17 protein-coding genes and 1 pseudogene are annotated in these 19,176 nt (G+C 53.7%); 14 read left to right on the top strand and 4 right to left on the bottom strand.

Translation table 11 applies throughout. From position 1 onward, the window contains the following. Positions 1-249 (bottom strand): annotated as a pseudogene (locus tag QNK41_RS00335) (nitrate reductase subunit alpha); the annotation flags it as partial. Positions 250-737: 488 nt separating this feature from the next. Here QNK41_RS00335 and QNK41_RS00330 point away from each other — a divergent pair. The 3 genes from QNK41_RS00330 (at position 738) to QNK41_RS00320 (ending at position 3,493) form a co-directional block, all read left to right on the top strand. Further along, the gene (locus QNK41_RS00330; RefSeq protein WP_319252580.1) at positions 738-1,586 is read left to right on the top strand and encodes a LysR substrate-binding domain-containing protein; all 849 of its coding nucleotides are present in this window, start codon (positions 738-740) and stop codon (positions 1,584-1,586) included. A 158-nt stretch (positions 1,587-1,744) separates the two neighbouring features. Continuing rightward, positions 1,745-2,851: an aminotransferase class I/II-fold pyridoxal phosphate-dependent enzyme gene (locus QNK41_RS00325; protein ID WP_319252578.1), complete on the top strand. Its 1,107-nt coding sequence runs from the start codon at positions 1,745-1,747 to the stop codon at positions 2,849-2,851. Positions 2,852-2,884: 33 nt separating this feature from the next. Then, positions 2,885-3,493 (top strand): short chain dehydrogenase, encoded by a 609-nt coding sequence (locus tag QNK41_RS00320; RefSeq protein WP_319252576.1) that lies wholly within the window; start codon positions 2,885-2,887, stop codon positions 3,491-3,493. Positions 3,494-3,547: 54 nt separating this feature from the next. Here the strand turns inward: QNK41_RS00320 and QNK41_RS00315 are convergent, their stop codons facing one another. Genes QNK41_RS00315 through QNK41_RS00305 form a run of 3 tightly spaced genes read right to left on the bottom strand, consistent with a single transcriptional unit; the run spans position 3,548 to position 4,913 of the window. Next, positions 3,548-3,811 (bottom strand): hypothetical protein, encoded by a 264-nt coding sequence (locus QNK41_RS00315; RefSeq protein ID WP_319252575.1) that lies wholly within the window; start codon positions 3,809-3,811, stop codon positions 3,548-3,550. Next, positions 3,808-4,497, bottom strand: a complete 690-nt coding sequence (locus QNK41_RS00310; protein WP_319252573.1) for a sigma-70 family RNA polymerase sigma factor — start codon at positions 4,495-4,497, stop codon at positions 3,808-3,810. The genes QNK41_RS00315 and QNK41_RS00310 overlap by 4 nt, the downstream gene beginning before the upstream one ends. Continuing rightward, the gene (locus QNK41_RS00305) at positions 4,494-4,913 is read right to left on the bottom strand and encodes a hypothetical protein (protein ID WP_319252571.1); all 420 of its coding nucleotides are present in this window, start codon (positions 4,911-4,913) and stop codon (positions 4,494-4,496) included. Before QNK41_RS00305 ends, QNK41_RS00310 begins: the two co-directional genes overlap by 4 nt. A 406-nt stretch (positions 4,914-5,319) precedes the next feature. Here QNK41_RS00305 and QNK41_RS00300 point away from each other — a divergent pair, with 406 nt between their 5' ends. The 11 genes from QNK41_RS00300 to QNK41_RS00250 all read left to right on the top strand — a co-directional run. Next, complete coding sequence (locus QNK41_RS00300; RefSeq protein WP_319252569.1) at positions 5,320-5,640, top strand: hypothetical protein; 321 nt, start codon at positions 5,320-5,322, stop codon at positions 5,638-5,640. 44 nt (positions 5,641-5,684) lie between these two features. Beyond that, positions 5,685-6,512, top strand: coding sequence for a YiiX/YebB-like N1pC/P60 family cysteine hydrolase (locus tag QNK41_RS00295; protein WP_319252567.1), 828 nt, complete (start codon positions 5,685-5,687; stop codon positions 6,510-6,512). 519 nt (positions 6,513-7,031) lie between these two features. Further along, complete coding sequence (gene pgl / locus QNK41_RS00290) at positions 7,032-7,775, top strand: 6-phosphogluconolactonase (RefSeq protein WP_319252565.1); 744 nt, start codon at positions 7,032-7,034, stop codon at positions 7,773-7,775. Between the two features lie 48 nt (positions 7,776-7,823). Next, entirely contained in the window at positions 7,824-8,783 is a 960-nt protein-coding gene (locus tag QNK41_RS00285) for a glucokinase (RefSeq protein ID WP_319252563.1), read from the top strand. Positions 8,784-8,787: 4 nt separating this feature from the next. Continuing rightward, positions 8,788-9,552 (top strand): TVP38/TMEM64 family protein, encoded by a 765-nt coding sequence (locus QNK41_RS00280; RefSeq protein ID WP_319252562.1) that lies wholly within the window; start codon positions 8,788-8,790, stop codon positions 9,550-9,552. After that, positions 9,549-11,021, top strand: coding sequence for a glucose-6-phosphate dehydrogenase (zwf, locus tag QNK41_RS00275; protein ID WP_319252559.1), 1,473 nt, complete (start codon positions 9,549-9,551; stop codon positions 11,019-11,021). Before QNK41_RS00280 ends, zwf begins: the two co-directional genes overlap by 4 nt. 52 nt (positions 11,022-11,073) lie before the next feature. Beyond that, positions 11,074-12,177 (top strand): transaldolase, encoded by a 1,104-nt coding sequence (tal, locus tag QNK41_RS00270; protein ID WP_319252557.1) that lies wholly within the window; start codon positions 11,074-11,076, stop codon positions 12,175-12,177. A 71-nt stretch (positions 12,178-12,248) separates the two neighbouring features. Next, a complete protein-coding gene (gnd, locus tag QNK41_RS00265) occupies positions 12,249-13,703 on the top strand; it encodes a decarboxylating NADP(+)-dependent phosphogluconate dehydrogenase (protein ID WP_319252555.1) in 1,455 nt (484 codons plus the stop codon). Positions 13,704-13,938: 235 nt separating this feature from the next. Then, positions 13,939-16,623: an MGH1-like glycoside hydrolase domain-containing protein gene (locus QNK41_RS00260; RefSeq protein WP_319252553.1), complete on the top strand. Its 2,685-nt coding sequence runs from the start codon at positions 13,939-13,941 to the stop codon at positions 16,621-16,623. Positions 16,624-16,816: 193 nt separating this feature from the next. Further along, complete coding sequence (locus QNK41_RS00255; RefSeq protein ID WP_319252551.1) at positions 16,817-17,665, top strand: SDR family oxidoreductase; 849 nt, start codon at positions 16,817-16,819, stop codon at positions 17,663-17,665. A 171-nt stretch (positions 17,666-17,836) separates the two neighbouring features. Next, the coding region (locus QNK41_RS00250) for an FAD-dependent oxidoreductase (protein WP_319252549.1) at positions 17,837-19,176 on the top strand (1,340 nt) is incomplete at its 3' end.

Here is a 19,176-nt window from a genome sequence, read left to right as displayed (position 1 = left end):
CTGGGTTTCCCACACCAGGATGCCGTCCTTGACATAGACATCCCAGGAGCAGGACCCGGTGCAGTTGACCCCGTGGGTGGAACGCACCTTTTTGTCATACTGCCAGCGGCGGCGATACAGATCTTCCCACTCCCGCTGACCACAGCGGGTCTGGGCCCAGCCATCATCGGTTTTCTCTTCACGGCAAGCGGAAGGGTCTCCTTTGGGGCGGAAAAATCGCAATGCAGACAGGAAAGAACCATCGGACATGGACACCTCCTAAAAATTAGGATGAGGCCTTAACGCATGGACACTTGACGGGGGATCCGATGCAAGGTCGCTTTTCGTTCAAATAAGGGGGATATCACCATCTACCGCGAGGCGGCTTTGCCGGTTCAATCCCAGCAGTCAGTGTTTTTGCAAGGACAGCAGTTAAAGCTTACCGGTACAGTATAGCGGCAGAAATGACTTAGGTCAAAAAGGAAATGTTTTTTTGTTGACCCACCATTTTAGGTGATTCATAGACTTAGAAAGATCAGCAGAAACTGTTCAATCAAACCAGTTGTGCTAAAGAAATGATCTGAAATCGAGTTAAATTCACAATGCCTCAATCAGTCAACGCGGCTCGGGTGAAAAATAAAAGATTTCAGAAATAAGAACGTCTGCATTGTCGGTGGATTAAGCGGGTGATTTATAGTCGTTCGAAATAGTTGTCCAATGAATAGTTTTAATACAAACAATCAAAAATTGTTGTTATTATGAATCTGCATATCGATTTTTTAAGAACGTTTATTGCCGTCGCGGATACCAAAGGCTTTACCAAGGCCGGCAGGCAGGTGAACCGATCCCAATCCGCCGTGAGCATGCAAATCAAGCGTCTCGAAGATGAAGTCGGCAAGCCACTGTTTGAAAGGATCGGGAAGACGGTAAAATTGACCACCGAAGGCAGCCTCCTGATCAAATTCGCGCGGCGTATTGTCAAAGAGCATGACGATGCGGTGATGGCGTTGTCCAAACCGGTGCTGAAAGGTTTCATCCGTTTCGGTTCTCCAGAACATTTTACCGCCGGTGTCCTGCCCAAGCTGTTGGCCCGCTTTGCGTCCTCATATCCGGATGTGTTGGTAGAAATGCGCTGTGAAAACAGTGATAAAATTAAAGAATCAGTTGACAGGGGAGAGCTCGATATCGGGCTTTGCACCCAGATCAGCGAAGGGGGGCAGGTCATATACCATGATCCGGTGGTATGGGTCACCGATTCCGGCTTTATCGTCCAGAAGGATAAAGCGCTTTCATTGGCCGTATTTGAAGACGACTGCATCTTTCGGTCCTGGGCCGTAGAAGCTTTGGAACAGGCAGGTATCGAATACCGGATCGTCTATGTCAGCCGGAGTATATCGGGGATTTTGGACGCGGTAAGAGCAGGTTTAGCCATCGCACCGATTGTCAAAAGCAATGTCCCGCCTGATTTGAAAATGGTCGGGATAGAAAATGGGCTGCCGGTGTTGCCGATCTCAAATGTTGTCCTGCACACGGTGAAGGCACCGACACCTGAAACCGTAACCTGTTTTGCCGGCTACCTCATAAAAGCATTCAGGGAAAAGGGTTGAGTGTCGTTTCCCCAATTGTCACCCCATTAAGTCTGCTTGGTATACGGGTACAATAATCACATATTTTGATGGTGTTAATAAAAATAATTCATTGGACAAATGTTTTTTGGCGACTTAATTTAGCCGCCAATGACAACCATGAACAGGAGAAACGATGAATGAAACTGGATCAGTTTCATCTCGAACGCTACTTCGCCAAACATGAATTCTCAGCGCCCTATCTTTTGTGCGCCTCGGACTGCGAGAGCATGGAATTAGGGGAACTGCTGGCGATGGCGCCTGGTTCCCGTGAACAGCTTTCATCGTTGTGGCTGGGTTACACAGAGTCCCTCGGCAATCCTGAACTCAGGCAGGCGATCACCGCGCTTTATGAGCAGGTAATCGCCAACCAGGTTCTCGTGCATGCCGGTGCCGAAGAGGCGATTTTTAACTTCATGAATGTTGCCCTACAGCCCGGGGATAACGTCATTGTACACGCACCTTACTACCAGTCCTTGGGAGAGGTGGCACGAGGCGTCGGTGCCGATGTCACCGAGTGGTGGGGAGATCCGGACCGTGCGTGGGCCCTCGACCTCGATGGTCTAAAGGACGCGCTTACCGGCCGCACGAAAGTGGTCGTAGTCAACTTCCCACATAACCCGACTGGATTTCTGCCGACTTCTGAATTCGTGTACGAACTGTCGGCACTCTCTGAACGACATGGCTTTGTCATTTTGGCGGACGAGGTATACCGTGGACTTGAACTGAATCATTCCGATCGCCTGCCCGCCTTCGCTGATGTGAACGATCGTGCCGTATCTCTCGGCGTCATGTCAAAAACCTACGGCCTCGCTGGACTGCGGATTGGCTGGATTGCGACCCGGAATGAGCAACTTTTCCGCCAACTCGCCGCATTCAAGGATTACACGACCATCTGCAACAGTGCGCCGAGCGAGTTTCTGGCAACGCTGGCCTTGCGACATGCCGAAGCGATTGCTGAACGGAACCTGCAGATCATTCGCAGCAACCTCGATCATCTCGATCTTTTTTTTGCTGCGCATAGGGAATGGTTTGCCTGGAATCGGCCGAAAGCGGGATCGATTGCATTCCCGATGCTGCTGCAAGCGTCGGTGGATGCGTTTTGCGCTGACCTCGTCGAGAAGGCAGGTGTACTTCTGCTTCCCGGAACCCTCTATGGGTCGGGATTGAACGCGTTTCGTATCGGTTTCGGGCGCAGGAACATGCCTGATTCGCTCGATCGGTTGGCAGCCTATCTCAAGAATTGACCCAAAGTTTCATCAATCAAAATGGAGAAAAAAATGAAAATTCTTATCATCGGTGGAAACGGTACAATTGGTAAAACGGTCAGCAGTCATTTCTCAAAAAAGCACGACGTCCTTATTGCCGGAAGACACTCCGGCGATATAACGGTCGATATCACCGACAGCCAGTCAATTGAATCCATGTTTAAATCCGCTGGAAAAATCGATGCCGTTGTCTGCATCGCCGGCGATGCCAAATGGGCAGCCTTTGATTCAATGTCTGAGGAAGATTTTTATATCGGATTGAAAAGCAAGTTGATGGGGCAGGTGAATCTGGTCCGAATCGGGCGGGAGTATCTGAATGCAGGCGGCTCTTTTACGCTCAGTACGGGAATCCTGGCCGATTACCCGGTAGATTTTACGACCAGTGCCGCCATGGTCAATGGCGGCATTCACTCTTTTGTCAAAGCGGTATGCCTGGAATTGAAAAATGGCGCCCGGATCAATGTCGTTTCATCCGGATTGGTTGAAGATGCAGTTGAAAAATATGAGGCTTATTTTCCGGGCCACAATCCCATACCCATGAAGAAAGTGATCAATGGCTATGTAAAAAGTGTTGAAGGAAAATCAACTGGTGAAATAATAAGAATGTATGATAATTGTTAATTTTTATAGAGACCCATTTGTTCTGAGAAGGGTACAAGTATCGGTCATGATCATTTAGGGTATGGCGCGAAGGACCTTCTTGATGCGTTCTTTGGTTTCGTTGGAGAGCGTTGCGGTGGTTTCATCTATAGACGGTTCGTCGTCCATATGACGGCTCACTTTTCTGAGCATGATCAGTTGGCGGCGGAACCGGGCGCAGTAGCGACACATCAGCAGATGCATCCAAACCGCCATGCGATGATGAAAAGGCAGCGACGCATCCAGTGACTGGGATACCTTTTGTGACACGTCGTTGCAGCGAAACATCCAGTGTCTCATTTCGATTTTCCTTCTTGCTGCCGGCTGAATCCGACCAGTTCAAGGCACTTTCGCAGCAACATTCTTGCCCGATACAGGAGCACCCAACAATTATTTGCGGTAATGTCAAGCCGCGCGCAGATTTCTGCGGTACTCAACCCATCAATTTCTCGATAGACAAACGCATCGGCACTTCGCTGTGGTACGTCTGATAAACATCGATAAAAATAATCCAAAAATTCTTTGGTTTCCTGAACCTTGCCGGGATTGGTTTGCCAATGGGCCGGACGGGTCTGCCAACCGCCTTTGGCGTTGAAGAACGCTTCCACGTTGTCAGGATCGTGCAACAGGTCCCGGGCATGGACGGTGGACTTATTCTTACGGTAATGGTCGATTACCTTGTGTTTCAGGATACCGAACAGCCAGGTTTTCTCAGAAGACTGCCCCCTGAACCGATCCTGGGCTTTCACGGCCGCCAGGAATGTCTCCTGAACCAGGTCTTCGGCTATTTCTTTTTTTTTGACCCGGGCAAGCGCAAAATGAAAAAGCGAATCGCCATATTGATCAACCCACATGTCTGCATTTATTTTCGGCGAGTCTTTCATTCCAAACCAATACCCTTCATCAAGTGATCGTGCGAGGCATATATTGCCTGTCAGGGTATCAAATTGAGCCAATTTTTCAAGCGGTAATGCAGCTTCAATCATAAAGGCGCTTTCAATGCGCCCACCATATTTTTCATATCTTTCGGGTCACCGGCAGGATGCAGCACCACCATGATCATGGTCCATTTGCCAAAGGGCGTTTCATTCAATGGGGCCGAATAATTTCCGTCGCCCCATTTGTCGGTCCGGAACATATAGGGTGCCGATCCCGCACCGGTTTCATGCTTATTTGGTTTCATGTTGACAAACCACACCGTGTATACCGATTCGGGCTTGAGACCGCGTGCCTGAATGCTCACATGGTCTTGATCGATAAGGGCGGTCCCACTGGCATCAGGGTGTTTGGCCGTTGACTCAAGAACAACGGTGCGGCCATCGGTGGACGCCCAAGATATGGGGATGAGGAAGATGCTGAGTATGCCGATAATTGCTAATTGGAAGGTTCTTCTTGAATTCATATTCGTCTCCTTACTGATTAGAAAGGACAGGCTGTCGTCGAATTGATTCCCCACAGCCCTGTTGTCGTGTTGGATAAGTTGAAATACCTTGACGCTTAATCAGAAACGGTGTCTTCTGTTTGCTGCATTGGTCGGCAGATTGCACAAACCCTTACAACCGCGGCGACGGTTTCTTCAACCATAATTTGCATCGAGGATCCGATCCAATCCCCAACGATCCGTCCTGAGGGCGGTATGCCATGCCCGTTGAAACGATGGCTGTTACCAAATGATTGTTGTCACATCCCGCGGATTGGCCAGTTTCGTAGCATATTAAATGGGTTGTGGGTTGTAAGCTTTGTAGCGTTACAACGACAATCAGTTATCTGGATGGGCTGAATGGTGGTGATCAGAGGGGAAAAGCAATATGTTAAAAAATCGAATTGAGATATTACAGCATGCGTTCGATACGGATCACGTGAATTACTGGAGTAATCTCAGCCGGATCAACAATCTGCTGGTAATCATGAACATCAGCATGTTTTTCCTCACCGGATTGGTCGCAAAAGGGTATTTTTATACCTGTTATTCATTGGTTTGCCTGGGGGCTGTGGGCATGGGCGTACTCGTACCGACGACGATGATTCGCAACCTGTGGTATTATTGGATTTTCCTGGTTGTCGAGCTTTCAGGGCTCTATTTTCTGGTGGCCAGCGTGATATTCTGGGTTAAACATGGATCGGGATAGTGCATACGGCGCACCCCATGCGTTTGTACCCTAAAAGGTAAAAAATGCGAAATGAATCCGAAAAACGATCAAATCATGTGTTGAAGCGAATCGGCCGGTATCTTCTCAAACGGCTGGAGATACCCCTTCCATCTTACGAGCAGCGAATCATCAATAACATGCAGAACCTGTATAGAGAAATCCGACCGGGCGATGTACTGCTGGTCGAAGGCCGATCCAAATTAAGCCAGATCATTCAAATTATCACCAAAAGCGCCTGGAGCCATGCGGCTATTTATCTCGCTAACCGGTTGGATCATTCCACTGACGACGGCGTGCAAAGCATATTGAATGGCCTCGGTGAGACGGAGCGGCAGCATATGTTGATCGAGGCGGATGCGGGCAATGGTGTGATCGCTGTCTCCTTGAGCAAATACCAGGATTACAATATCCGGATATGCCGGCCCTTTGGCATTTCCCCGCAAGATTTGGAGGTGGTGATGGGCGATGCCGTCGGTAATTTAGGCAATCATTACGACCACGAAAATCTGACGGATTTGGTGCTGCTTCTCCTGCCCTCATTTTTTAATCCGTTTAAAAAAAGAACGATCCAGGCGTGTTTAGGGGGATGTACCGAATACAAAGTGATCTGTTCGGGGATGATCGCCAACGCCTTTCAAAAAGTCGGTTATCCGATCGTCCCCGCATTGCTGCCGGCGTCGGATGTGGATAACCATCTGATCAACGATCCCTATGGCTCCAAGTTGATCATGCGCCATTATTCGCAAATCGTACCGAGGGATTTTGACCTCAGCCCCAATTTCGAGATCGTCAAATACAACATCATTGGATTGGGCGGGTTCGATTATAAATCGATCTGGGCAAAGGAATAGGTGCTTTTCATTATGCCTTCATATGCTCTGGTAAATAGGCGATCAGCATGCATTTTTATGCTATCGCAAAAAGTAAGCAGGCGACAATCGCTCAAATCATATAAACGACTTGCGTAAATTTCGGATCGTGGTTAATTTTATCTGACAAACCATAGCGTAATCCTTATGCTCAATCGGTTTTCTGGATCCCGGATATCCGCTTCGCTGCTTCCGGGATGACACCGTCTGGTGTTCCGTCAACCGACCAGCTTGGTCTATATCGATTAGCGAATTATTATCGCCGGAAACTGCTTATTTCAGCCGGCTATTTGGGATTCAAGATTTTTATTTGGCACTCTGGTATCCATCGGATCGTCGGTGCTGACCTCAATGTCGAACGTCCCACCGTTTCAGTCAACTGATGCAGCCTGAAGCAAGTTGCCGGGAAAATTTTCTCGACACCCATCACCATTTTTTCTGCTGGACGAGAACGGATAGAGGACCTGCCATAAAATAGCGTAATGTCGCAGAGGATAGAACATGGACCGACGGCCCAAGGTAAATATTCTTGCCAACCGAGACGCGTTGTCAGCCGCGCTTTCGGCTCATGTCGTCCGTCTGGCAGCCATGACTGTTGCATCTCAAGGTCGGTTCTGCGTTGCCCTTTCCGGCGGTTCGCTCATGGACATCATCGGCCCGTCCTTGGGTTCAAATCCCTTGCGCGACACCGTCAACTGGTCAGGCTGGCATGTTTTCTGGGTCGACGAGCGGTGGGTGCCGTGGAGCAGTCCTGAATCCAATTACGGGCATGCGCAGCGGCAGTTCTTTAACCGCGTCAGTATCCCCGACGAACAGATTCATGCCGCGGACGTTTCGCTCAATCCTTCCGAAACCGCCCAAACCTATGAATCCATCCTGGCAACGGTCCTTCAGCCCGGAGCAGGCCGAGTGCCGCGGTTCGACCTGGTGCTGCTCGGTGTAGGAGAAGACGGCCACACCGCTTCCCTGTTTCCCAGCCATCCGGCCTTAAACGAAAATCGGCGCTGGGTGGTTCCTGTTGTAGACGCACCCAATCCGCCGCCAGTTCGTATTACGATGACACTGCCGGTGATAAACAATGCCCGCCATGTAACCTTCGTGGCCGCCGGGCCGGGCAAGGCGAATATATTGTCGAAAGTGCTCAACTATAACCTGCAGCAGCCGGAACTGCCGGCCCGATATGTCAACCCGTCCAACGGCGAGTTGCAGTGGTTTGTCGACCGGGCAGCAGCGGCTGAATGCTGAGAGAGGCGCTAAAACTTATAAACCCAAGCTTGCGATGAGAAAATGGCCATGAAAACGATACTTGCCGCAGATATCGGGGGGACCAACAGTCGGTTTGCCCATTTTGAGACCGATCTGGAATCAACGCTGGCGCTGGTCGACACGCTCTGGCTGCCTACCGATGAAGCTGATTCTTTTGCGCAGCTTCTCGAGCAGTTGCGGTCATCCGATTTTTCCCTGCCCGCCGACGAGGCTGACATTGCCGTGATTGCAGTTGCCGGGCCTGTTGAACAAGCGTCCTACTCTGCCCCGCCCTATATCGACTGGGATATCGATCTGGCCAGTCAAGCGGTGGCAAACACGTTTAAAAAAGCGATACTGATTAACGACTTTGTCGCCCAGGCCTATGCCAGTCGATCTCCGGTGGGCCAATCAGCCCGTAGTATCCTTCCCGGAGAAATACTTTCCAACGGGACCATCGGCGTTATCGGTGCCGGCACCGCCCTGGGCAAGGCAATCCTGGTGCCGCTGTCCAGCGGAGAATTCCTGGCCTTGCCTTCCGAAGGGGGACACGGTTATTTCCCTTTTGTCTCTCAACGGGAGTTGGCGTTTCAACAGTTTTACCGAGAAAAATCCGGGCAGAACCATATCACTGGCAATCTGGTGGTTTCCGGTCGTGGACTGCGCTATCTCCACTGGTTTCTCAGCGGTGAAGATCTGGCGCCTGAGGAAGTGACCAGGCGACTATCCGGAACATCCGAGACGCTGGCCTGGGCCGCGAGGTTTTACGGCCGGGTTTGTCGGGACTTTGCCCTTGCGGTGTTGGCCCGCGGCGGCTTGTATATTGCCGGTGGGGTGGCAGCCAGAACACCTGAAATGCTGACCCATGAGAATTTCAGTAAGGAATTCCTCGATTCTCCGACAATGGGTTACGTGTTGTCCCGGATGCCGGTGTTTTTAATGGACGATCAAGACAGCGGCCTCTGGGGTGCGGCGTTCCATGGACAACAACTGCTGCGAAAAGGATAAAACGATGGCCCATGAAAAGAAAAGAAAAATGATCAACAAGGTGGCGATCGTCGGGGTGATCGCCCTGGGTATTGTCGCCTTTCGATACTTCGATATAGGACAATATCTCACGCTCGATTATATCAAGGGCTCCCAGGAAAAATTTCAAGCGCTTTACCTGTCACACCGATTTCTCGTCATTGCCGTTTACATGGGAATCTATATCGCGGTCGCGGCCCTGTCTCTTCCCGGTGCCGCGGTGCTCACCCTGGCGGGCGGCGGACTGTTCGGTCTGGTCGTCGGAACCGTTGTCGTCTCCTTTGCCAGCTCCATCGGGGCGACCCTGGCCTGTTTGGTCTCCCGATTCATGTTGCAGGACTGGGTCCAGAACAAATTCGGCGGCAAACTGAGGACAATCAACGAGGGCATTGAAAAAGAAGGCGCTTTCTATCTTTTCTCACTTCGCCTGGTGCCGATCTTCCCCTTTTTCGTGATCAATCTACTCATGGGGCTGACCCGCATGCGCCTGTTCACCTTTTTCTGGGTGTCGCAGATCGGCATGTTTGCCGGGACGCTTGTTTTTGTCAATGCCGGCAAAGAACTGGCCAAGATCGACTCCCTGTCCGGCATCCTGTCTCCGGGCCTTTTAGCCTCATTCGTGGTGCTCGGGCTTTTCCCGATCACCGTGAAAAAGCTGCTGGCCATCTACAAGAAGAAATTCAGACCGCAAGCGGCAGTCCTCAGCGGCGATCGGCAACATAAGCCAGAGAAAAAGGAGACCGCTAGATGAGTACTTCTGATTCACACACCGCCGGCCCGACTATAATCATTTTCGGTGCATCGGGAGACTTGACCCGGCGCAAACTGATACCGGCAATTTACAACAACTTTATCAAAAAGCGCCTTCCGGCCGGGCTGCGCATCGTTGGTTTCGCCCGCCGGGACTGGCAGGATGACCAATTCAGGGACCACCTGGGCAGCGGTGTGAAGAAATACAGCACGGGTTTCGACGCGCCTGTCTGGAACGAATTCGCCAGGAATATCAATTATTTTCAAGGCGACCTGGACACGACCGCGGATTACGAGAAACTTCAAACAATCCTCGATGAGATGGAACACCAAACGGCCGATCGCCTCTACTATTTGGCCACGGCGCCTGATTTTTATGGTCCGGCATGCGATCATCTGGCTGCAGCCGGCATGGGCACTGAGCAAAACGGCCAGCGCAGGATCATTATTGAAAAACCGTTCGGCCGCGATCTTGCCACCGCCAGGGAGTTGAGCCGACAGGTCCATGCAGCCTTCGCCGAGCATCAAGTCTATCGCATCGATCATTACCTGGGCAAGGAGACGGCCCAGAACATCATTTTTCTGCGATTTGCCAACACGCTTTTCGAACCGGTCTGGAATCGGCGATACGTGGCCAATGTTCAAATCACGGTGGCCGAAAGCGTAGATGTGGGGCGACGCGGCGGTTACTATGACAACGCCGGTGTGCTGCGGGACATGTTCCAGAATCACCTGATGCAATTGCTGGCGCTGGTGACCATGGAACCACCGGCATCTTTGGACGCCGATGCGATTCGCAACGAAAGGGCCAAGGTTCTCGGAACGGTCCGCCCCATTTCTCTGCACGACACCGTGCGCGGCCAGTACGAGGGCTATCGGTCCAGCGCCGGCGTGGCCCCTGACTCGCAGACACCGACGTACGCCGCACTCAAGCTCTTTATCGACAATTGGCGATGGCAGGGCGTTCCTTTCTACTTGCGATCCGGAAAAGCGATGCCCGCCAAAAGCAGCACCATCATCGTTGAATTTCAACCGCCGCCTGACGTCATTTTCCATCTGGGACGCAACGCGCACTTCACGCCGAACTTCCTGTCCATCTGCATTCAACCGGACGAAGGCATCCATCTGCAGTTTGAGACCAAAGTGCCGGATACGGTATCTGAATCCCGCTCGGTCAACATGAGCCACTCCTATCTCGAGGCCTTTCCCGACGTTGTTTTGCCTGACGCATACGAACGGCTCCTTCTGGACGCGCTGAAAGGCGACGCATCCCTGTTTGCCCGCAACGACGGCATCGAGGCGGCCTGGCTTCTGATCGACCCTATTCTTTCCGGGTGGGAATCCGCTTCGCAAACGTCCCCCCTGCACACCTATTCCATGAACAGCTGGGGGCCGGAGGCCGCCGATGCACTGCTGGCCAAAGGCGGCCATGCGTGGCGGATGGGCTGTTGCGGATTGCCCTGCAGCTAGATCCTTGGCAACCAGGCGTGCGAAGCGCGCCACATATAGAAAGGATTTCACCATGACCCCACTCGACCAACTCAGCGAACTCGGGCAAGCCGTCTGGTTTGACTATATTCGCCGTTCATTTACCCGGGCAGGAGACCTGCAGGCGCTGATTGACCAAGGCGTGCGGGGCGTCACTTCCAACCCGGCGATATTCGAAAAGGCCATCGCGGGCAGCGATGACTATGACGAGGACATCCAACGGCTTGCGGCTGAAAACCGGTCGGTTAACGAAATCTATGAAGCCCTGGCCATTGAAGATATTCGACAGGCGGCCGACCTGCTGCGTCCGCTGTATGATCGAACAGACGGCCGTGACGGGTATGTGAGCCTTGAGGTCAGCCCCACCCTGGCCCACGACACCTCCGGCACCGTTGCCGACGCCAAACGGCTTTTCGCCGCGACGGATCGTCCCAACCTGATGATCAAGATTCCTGCAACGCCGGCGGGCATCCCCGCCATCGAAAGCGTAATTGCTGCCGGTATCAATGTGAATGTCACATTGATCTTCTCGCTGGCGCAATATGAGGCCGCAGCCGGGGCCTACATCAAGGGTCTGGAAAAACTTCTGAAGGCCGGCCGTGCAATCGGCCAAACCGCATCGGTGGCATCGTTTTTCATCAGCCGGGTAGACACGGCCGTGGATGCCGCCCTGGAAAAAATCGGTCGCAGCGATCTACAAGGCACCACGGCTATAGACAACGCACGGCTGGCGTACGCCCGTTTCAGGGAAATTTTTGCCGGCGATCGCTGGGACCGATTGGCGGCCGCCGGTGCCCGCGTCCAGCGGCCGCTGTGGGCCAGTACCGGAACCAAGAACCCAGCCTATTCCGATACGCTTTACGTGGACAACCTCATCGGTCCGGATACGGTCAACACCCTGCCGCCGGCGACGTTGAAGGCCTTCATCGACCATGGACGGGCAAGCGTAACCATCGACAAAGACGTGGCAGCGGCCCGCAGTCGCATCTCCGCCCTTGCCGACATTGGAATCAGTTTAGAGACGATTACCAAACAGCTGCTGGACCAAGGGGTGGACGCCTTTGCCAAACCCTTCGAGAACCTGATGAGGAGCCTTGAAGAGAAAAAAGACCGGTTGGCCGGATCCGGCAAAGCGTAACGCACGCAGGCCCAAAGGGCCAGGCTTCTCAGGCAGCCTAAAGCCGCCGGGGATAAATGAAAGGAATAAACATGAAAATCGACGCTGATATTGCCGTTGTCGGACTGGCGGTGATGGGTGAAAACCTGATCCTGAACATGGAGAGCAAAGGGTTTACGGTAGCCTGTTTCAACCGGACGACCAGCAAAGTGGATGATTTTATCAACGGTCGCGCCGTCGGCAAAAACATCATCGGCTGCCACAGCATCGAAGCACTCGTCGGGGCCTTGAAAAAACCGCGCAAGGTGATGTGCATGATCAAGGCGGGCCGTGCCGTTGATGACTTTATTGAGTCGGTCACGCCCTACCTTGAGGCGGGCGACATCATCATCGACGGCGGAAATTCGCATTTTCCCGACACCATTCGTCGCGTGGCGGAGGCGGAGCGAAAGGGGCTGCGGTATGTCGGTGCCGGGGTTTCGGGCGGAGAAGAAGGCGCGTTATTGGGTCCCTCCATCATGCCGGGCGGCTCACCGGGTGCATGGGAGTCAATTCAGCCGATTTTTCAGAAAATCTGCGCGTACACGGACGACGGCGAACCGTGCTGCGACTGGGTCGGCGAGAGCGGTGCGGGCCACTTCGTTAAAATGGTGCACAACGGCATCGAATACGGCGACATGCAATTGATCGGCGAGACCTATCAGATGATGAAGGTGGGACTCGGGCTGTCCAACGCACAGATGCGTGATGTGTTCGCCCGATGGAACAAGGGGGCGCTCGACTCCTACCTGATTGAAATCACCCGTGACATTCTCGGATATAAAGATGAAAACGGAGAAGCGGTGCTCGACCGGATTCTCGACGCGGCAGGTCAGAAAGGCACCGGCAAGTGGACGGTGACGTCTGCGTTGGACGTGGGCCAGCCGCTGACACTCATCGGCGAGGCGGTTTTTGCGCGCTGCCTGTCGGCACTCAAAGACGAGCGGGCAGCGGCTGCACAAGTGTTCGCCGGACCCCAGGAGTCCTTCAGCGGCGACAGGGCGGCCATGATCGACGATCTCGAACAGGCGCTTTATGCGTCCAAGATCGTATCCTATGCCCAGGGATACCAATTGATGCGCGCCGTTGCGGTACAACAGGGCTGGAAGCTCAACTACGGCGGTATCGCGCTGATGTGGCGGGGCGGCTGTATTATTCGTTCTGCCTTTCTCGGAAAAATCAAGCAGGCTTTCGACACCGATGCCGCTCTAGTGAATCTGCTGCTGGACGCGTTTTTTAAACAGGCGGTGGAGTCGTCCCAGGCGGGCTGGCGGCGTGTAGTGACCACGGCGGTTCGGCTGGGCATCCCCATGCCGGCGATTAGTGCGGCGCTGGCCTATTTTGACGGTTACCGTTCGGAAAGACTTCCCGCGAACCTGCTGCAGGCTCAGCGCGATTACTTCGGTGCCCATACCTACGAGAGAATTGACAGGCCCAGGGATGAGTTCTTCCACACCAATTGGACGGGCCATGGTGGGAGCACGGCGTCTTCCACCTATGATGTTTAGCGTATAACCAATTGAATTCGTGTTGATTATTCCATGGAGTAAATGACCAACAGCAGATAAATCACAATAGCCAAAACCCAAATTACAAATAGATCACAATGGGAAAAAATCCAAAACTCAAAAGACCAATGGTTTTTGAAGATGTTTGTGATTTGGATATTATAATTTAAATTTTATTTGAGATTTGGTGCTTGTAAGTTGTTTTTTCCGCTTCATCAGAGTTAGGAGCGTCAACATGCCAAAAACCGCAGAACATCAACGGCTTCAGGATCATCTGGACAGAAAAGCCAACTGGAAAAAATGGGGCCCCTATGTGAGCGAGCGCGCCTGGGGCACCGTACGTGAAGACTACAGTGCCGATGGCAGTGCCTGGGAGTACTTTCCCCACGACCACGCCCGCAGCCGGGCCTACCGCTGGGGGGAGGACGGCATTGCCGGCATCTGTGACCGCCACCAGTATGTCTGCTTGGCCCTTTCGCTGTGGAATCACAACGATCCGATTTTAAAAGAGCGCCTCTTCGGCCTGACCGGCTCACAGGGCAACCACGGCGAAGATGTCAAGGAATACTATTTCTACCTGGATGCCACACCGACCCACAGCTACATGAAGATGCTTTACAAATATCCTCACGCGGCGTTTCCATACGCGGATCTGGTGGCCGAAAACGGTCGCCGGGGATTCAACGATTTCGAATATGAGCTGTCGGACACGGGCATCTTCGATGACCAGCGCTATTTCGATGTTTCTGTAGAATATGCCAAGGCAGGCACCGAGGATATACTGATCAAGATAACCGCCTTTAACCGCGGCCCCGAGGCGGCCCCTCTGGATGTGCTGCCCACGGTCTGGTTTCGCAACACCTGGAGCCCGGGATACGTGGCCGGTCCCATGGGTGATGTTCCGGACCGGCCGGTGCTCAGGCAGGTCAACGGAACCAAAGCCGGGCCGTGCGTAAACCTTTCCCACCCGGCAGCCGGCGACTACTTTCTGTATGCCGACAAATTGGATGGCAAGGGCCAGCCCCAACTGCTGTTTACCGACAACGACACCAATACCCAGCGGCTGTTTTCTCGGCCCAACGATCGCCCCTATGTCAAGGACGCCTTTCATCGCCATGTGGTCGATGGCGAAGCCGATGCCGTCAATCCGGCCGGGGAAGGCACCAAGGCCGCCGCCTGGTATCGCTGTCAGGTCCCCACCCATGGATCGTGCACGCTGCGGCTGCGACTCTCTGCCGCCGCATCGGATACCCCCTTTGCCGGTTTTGAAACCACTTTTGAGCGGCGTGCAGCCGAAGCCGATGCCTTCTATGCAACAGTCCAACGCACCGATATCAGCCTTGATGAGATGCAGATTCAACGTCAGGCCCTGGCCGGCATGATCTGGACCAAACAGTTTTTTTACTACAATGTGGAGCAATGGCTCAAAGGTGACCCGGCGCAACCCGAGGTGCCTCCATCCCGTGCCAGTGGTCGCAATCATGAATGGGAACACCTCAACAACTTCGATATCATCTCCATGCCCGACAAGTGGGAGTACCCCTGGTATGCGGCCTGGGATCTGGCCTTTCACGCGATCCCCCTGGCCCTGGTCGATGCGGCCTTCGCCAAACGCCAGCTGACGCTGATGGCCCGTGAATGGTACATGCATCCCAACGGGGCACTGCCGGCCTATGAATGGAAACTGGGCGACGTCAATCCGCCGGTACACGCCTGGGCGGCCTGGCGGGTATACAAGATCGACGCCAAACAGCAGGGGCGGCCCGATAAGCATTTTTTGGAAGGTATGTTTCACAAGCTGTTGATGAACTTTACCTGGTGGGTCAATAAAAAGGACAGAGAAGGCCGCAATGTTTTCCAGGGCGGTTTTCTGGGGCTGGATAACATCAGTGTATTCGACCGCAGCGCCCCTTTGCCCACTGGCGGTCACATCGATCAATCCGACGGCACGGCCTGGATGGGATTTTACTGCCTGGTCCTTCTGGAAATCGCCCTTGAACTGGCCAAGGACGATCCGGTTTATCAGGATACGGCCGGAAAATTCTTCGAGCACTTCCTGCGCATCGCCCGGGCCATGACCGGTGACTACCGCAACGGTTTGAGCCTTTGGGATGAAGAAGACGGCTTTTTCTACGACACCCTGCATCTGCCGGACGGCAGCTTCGTGCCCCTTAAGGTCCGATCGTTGGTGGGCCTGATGCCGCTTCTGGCCGTCGAGACCCTCGAGCATGACCTGATCGAGCGTCTGCCGGTATTTAAACGCAGGCTGAACTGGTTTTTCGAAAACCGGGTTTATCTGCGCGACTGCGGCAATGTCGCCTGCGTGAAAGATCCTGGAGAACAGTCGCGGCGGTTGCTGTCCATCGTCAATCGGGAACGGCTGATCAAGGTGTTGGGGCCCATGCTGGATGAAAACGAGTTTTTATCGCCCTATGGTATCCGCTCGGTTTCTAAATTTCACCAGGACCGACCATACACCTTCACCGTGGACGGCGTGTCCCATACCATCGACTACCAGCCGGCTGAATCGCAAAGCGGGCTGTTCGGCGGCAATTCCAACTGGCGCGGGCCCATCTGGTTTCCGATCAACTACCTGCTGATCGAATCGCTGCAAAAATACCACCACTACTATGGCGATTCGCTAAAGGTGGAATGCCCCACCGGATCAGGACGCATGCTGAATCTGGGTGAGGTGGCCACAGAGCTGTCCCGGCGCCTGATCAGCCTGTTCCTGCGTGATGGCGACGGCCGGCGTCCGATTTATGGCGGACAGCACCGCTTTCAGGATGATCCTCACTGGCGAGACCACATATTGTTTCATGAGTACTTTCATGGAGACAACGGCGCCGGGCTGGGCGCCAGCCACCAGACCGGCTGGACGGGGCTTGTGGCCAAACTGATTCAACAGTCGGGGGGATAAATCCGAACCCGGATTATCGGAAAATAACAAATTACAAAGGCCAAATTCCAAACAAATTCCAAATTGCAATATTCAAATCTCAAATAAGATACAACTCAACCGTTTACTTTTATTTTTAAATTTTGTGATTTATTTGTAATTTGTTTTCTGGCGATTGGAATTTATCTTTGGTATCTATAACGGAGAGAACACAATGAAAGAGGAACAATTTCCAAAGGTTGTCATGCCTCAATGCCAGACTGAGAAGATCTTGCAGGGACAAAAAGCACTGGTTACCGGTGGCAGCTCGGGCATCGGCAAGGCAGTCGCCATTGCGCTGGGTCATGCCGGGGCGGACGTGGTGGTCAACTATGTGCGCGGAGCTGAGCAGGCCCAGGACGTGGTCGCCGCCATCGATCAGTGCGGCAGCCGCGCCTTGGCTTGCCGGGCCGACGTCTCCCAGGAAGATCAGGTGCTGGACATGTTTGCGAAGATGAAAGCCGAATTTGGCACCATCGACATTCTGATCAACAACGCCGGCCTGCAGCAGGATGCCCCTTTTGATGAAATGACCATGAATCAGTGGAATCGGGTCATCAATGTGAACCTGACGGGCCAATTTCTGTGTGCCCGTGAAGCGGTGCGCGAATTCAAGCGCCGCGGCGTGGTGCCGGGTGTCTCCTGCGCGGCCGGTAAAATCATCTGCATGAGTTCGGTGCATGAGGTCATTCCGTGGGCCGGCCATGTGAACTACGCCGCCAGCAAAGGCGGGGTCATGCTCATGATGAAAAGCATCGCCCAGGAGGTGGCGCCCTATCGCATCCGGGTCAACAGCATTGCCCCGGGCGCGATTCGCACGCCGATCAACACCGATGCCTGGCAGACCCCCGAAGCCTATGACGCGCTGATGATGCTGGTACCTTATAAGCGTATCGGCGAGCCCGAAGACATCGGGCGCGCCGCCGTGTGGCTGGCCTCCGATCAGGCCGACTATATCAACGGCATCAGCCTGTTTGTGGATGGCGGCATGACATTGTATCCCGGGTTTGCCACCGGCGGATAGGACGGATCCGTAAACCGTCCGATATCTGCGTTTCGCTTCATCCCCCGTCACTGCGGCGTATGGAAAGTACGCCTCGCTCCTTTGGACTCGCAAGCCTTGATCTCGAACGTTTTACGAATCCGTCGGGAACACGATTCTAAGAGAGTCAATGAAGTGTGAGAGGAGAAAACCATGGCCGATGAAAAGAATAATGGCAAGGAGGCGTCCTTTGACAGCCAAGATCTTGAAGGACTGACCAAGCATGTGAAAGGGATCCTCGACATTCAGGATCGGACTTATGGAATCCCACCCAAAAAGTATGCGATGTGTTTTGTAGGCAGCGAGGCGGTCGAAACGTTGGTCAGAGAAGGGATTGCCAACGACGAAGCCGATGCATTGCGTATCGGAAACATGATGCTCAATGCCGGTGTGTTCCATCACGTCCAACAGGCGCACCCCTTCGAGAATAAGTACCTGTTCTACCGTTTCGCCTCCGATGAAGACCACGGTAAGGTGGCCCGCAAACCCGATGGCAGCGCCGTCAGATGGGCAGATTTCATCGCGCCGCTCACGTCGGTCGGTGGCCAGGACCTTTCCCTACAGCCGTCTGTCCCGGAACGCGACCCGGAATTGGCCGGTATGGCCCAGGAGAACCTGGAGGCCTGTGGCGTTTCACCCCTTGATGCGCACAACACCAAATTTTTAGATCTTCTGCACCCCAAAGGGTGGATAGACCCGGAACCCAAGCCTTCGTACAACCTGGTGGTCATCGGTGCCGGTGCCGGCGGGTTGGTGTCCGCAGCAGGCGCCGCCGGCGTGGGTGCCCGGGTAGCGCTCATCGAAGCGCATCTGTTGGGCGGGGACTGCCTCACGGTGGGCTGCGTGCCGTCCAAGGCCTTGCTGCGATGCGCCAAGGCGGCCGCCGCGGTGCGCGATGCATCCCAATTCGGCGTCCAAATCAGCGGTGACGTTTCGGTGGACTTTGGCTTCGTGATGGAACGCATGCGTCGCCTGCGGGCTAGCATTGCGCCCGTCGACTCGGCCGAACGCTACGCCAAGGAGCTGGGCGTGGATCTTTATATCGGCAAGGGAACATTTACCGGCAACAATCGTATCGAAGTCAACGGCAAGCCCCTTACATTTGCCAAAGCGGTGGTTGCCACCGGCGGTACAGCCGCCATCCCCAATATTCCGGGTCTCAAGGAAGCGCCCTATCTCACCAATGCAACTGTTTTCAATTTGACAGAGTTGCCTCAGCGTATGGCGGTCATCGGTGCCGGCCCCATCGGGATCGAACTGGCCCAGGCCTTCCAACGCTTCGGTTCGCAGGTATCGGTCTTTTCGCGCAGCGACGCAATTCTACCCAAAGAGGATCCGGAGGCGGCTAAGGTTATTGAAACCTCTCTTCGTCAGGACGGCGTCACTTTTGTCTACCATGTCAATTTTCGACGCGTGGAAAGCCAGAACGGAGAATCGCCGGTGACCATCGTTCTGGACCAGGGCAATGAGGAAAAAAGGCTGGAATTCGACGC

This window comes from Desulfosarcina sp., assembly GCF_033791525.1.
Classification (GTDB): Bacteria; Desulfobacterota; Desulfobacteria; order Desulfobacterales; family Desulfosarcinaceae; genus Desulfosarcina.
This window is presented reverse-complemented; position numbering and strand designations above follow the sequence as displayed.

What these genes read in the sequence shown, in the direction of transcription:
- QNK41_RS00320 (WP_319252576.1), top strand. Translation starts at nt 2,885, where the DNA reads ATGAAAATTCTTATCATCGGTGGAAACGGTACAATTGGTAAAACGGTC.
- pgl (WP_319252565.1), top strand. Translation starts at nt 7,032, where the DNA reads ATGGACCGACGGCCCAAGGTAAATATTCTTGCCAACCGAGACGCGTTG.
- QNK41_RS00280 (WP_319252562.1), top strand. Translation starts at nt 8,788, where the DNA reads ATGGCCCATGAAAAGAAAAGAAAAATGATCAACAAGGTGGCGATCGTC.
- QNK41_RS00300 (WP_319252569.1), top strand. Translation starts at nt 5,320, where the DNA reads ATGTTAAAAAATCGAATTGAGATATTACAGCATGCGTTCGATACGGAT.
- QNK41_RS00255 (WP_319252551.1), top strand. Translation starts at nt 16,817, where the DNA reads ATGAAAGAGGAACAATTTCCAAAGGTTGTCATGCCTCAATGCCAGACT.
- gnd (WP_319252555.1), top strand. Translation starts at nt 12,249, where the DNA reads ATGAAAATCGACGCTGATATTGCCGTTGTCGGACTGGCGGTGATGGGT.
- QNK41_RS00325 (WP_319252578.1), top strand. Translation starts at nt 1,745, where the DNA reads ATGAAACTGGATCAGTTTCATCTCGAACGCTACTTCGCCAAACATGAA.
- QNK41_RS00305 (WP_319252571.1), bottom strand. Translation starts at nt 4,913, where the DNA reads ATGAATTCAAGAAGAACCTTCCAATTAGCAATTATCGGCATACTCAGC.
- QNK41_RS00295 (WP_319252567.1), top strand. Translation starts at nt 5,685, where the DNA reads ATGCGAAATGAATCCGAAAAACGATCAAATCATGTGTTGAAGCGAATC.
- QNK41_RS00285 (WP_319252563.1), top strand. Translation starts at nt 7,824, where the DNA reads ATGAAAACGATACTTGCCGCAGATATCGGGGGGACCAACAGTCGGTTT.
- QNK41_RS00330 (WP_319252580.1), top strand. Translation starts at nt 738, where the DNA reads ATGAATCTGCATATCGATTTTTTAAGAACGTTTATTGCCGTCGCGGAT.
- tal (WP_319252557.1), top strand. Translation starts at nt 11,074, where the DNA reads ATGACCCCACTCGACCAACTCAGCGAACTCGGGCAAGCCGTCTGGTTT.
- QNK41_RS00310 (WP_319252573.1), bottom strand. Translation starts at nt 4,497, where the DNA reads ATGATTGAAGCTGCATTACCGCTTGAAAAATTGGCTCAATTTGATACC.
- QNK41_RS00260 (WP_319252553.1), top strand. Translation starts at nt 13,939, where the DNA reads ATGCCAAAAACCGCAGAACATCAACGGCTTCAGGATCATCTGGACAGA.
- zwf (WP_319252559.1), top strand. Translation starts at nt 9,549, where the DNA reads ATGAGTACTTCTGATTCACACACCGCCGGCCCGACTATAATCATTTTC.
- QNK41_RS00315 (WP_319252575.1), bottom strand. Translation starts at nt 3,811, where the DNA reads ATGAGACACTGGATGTTTCGCTGCAACGACGTGTCACAAAAGGTATCC.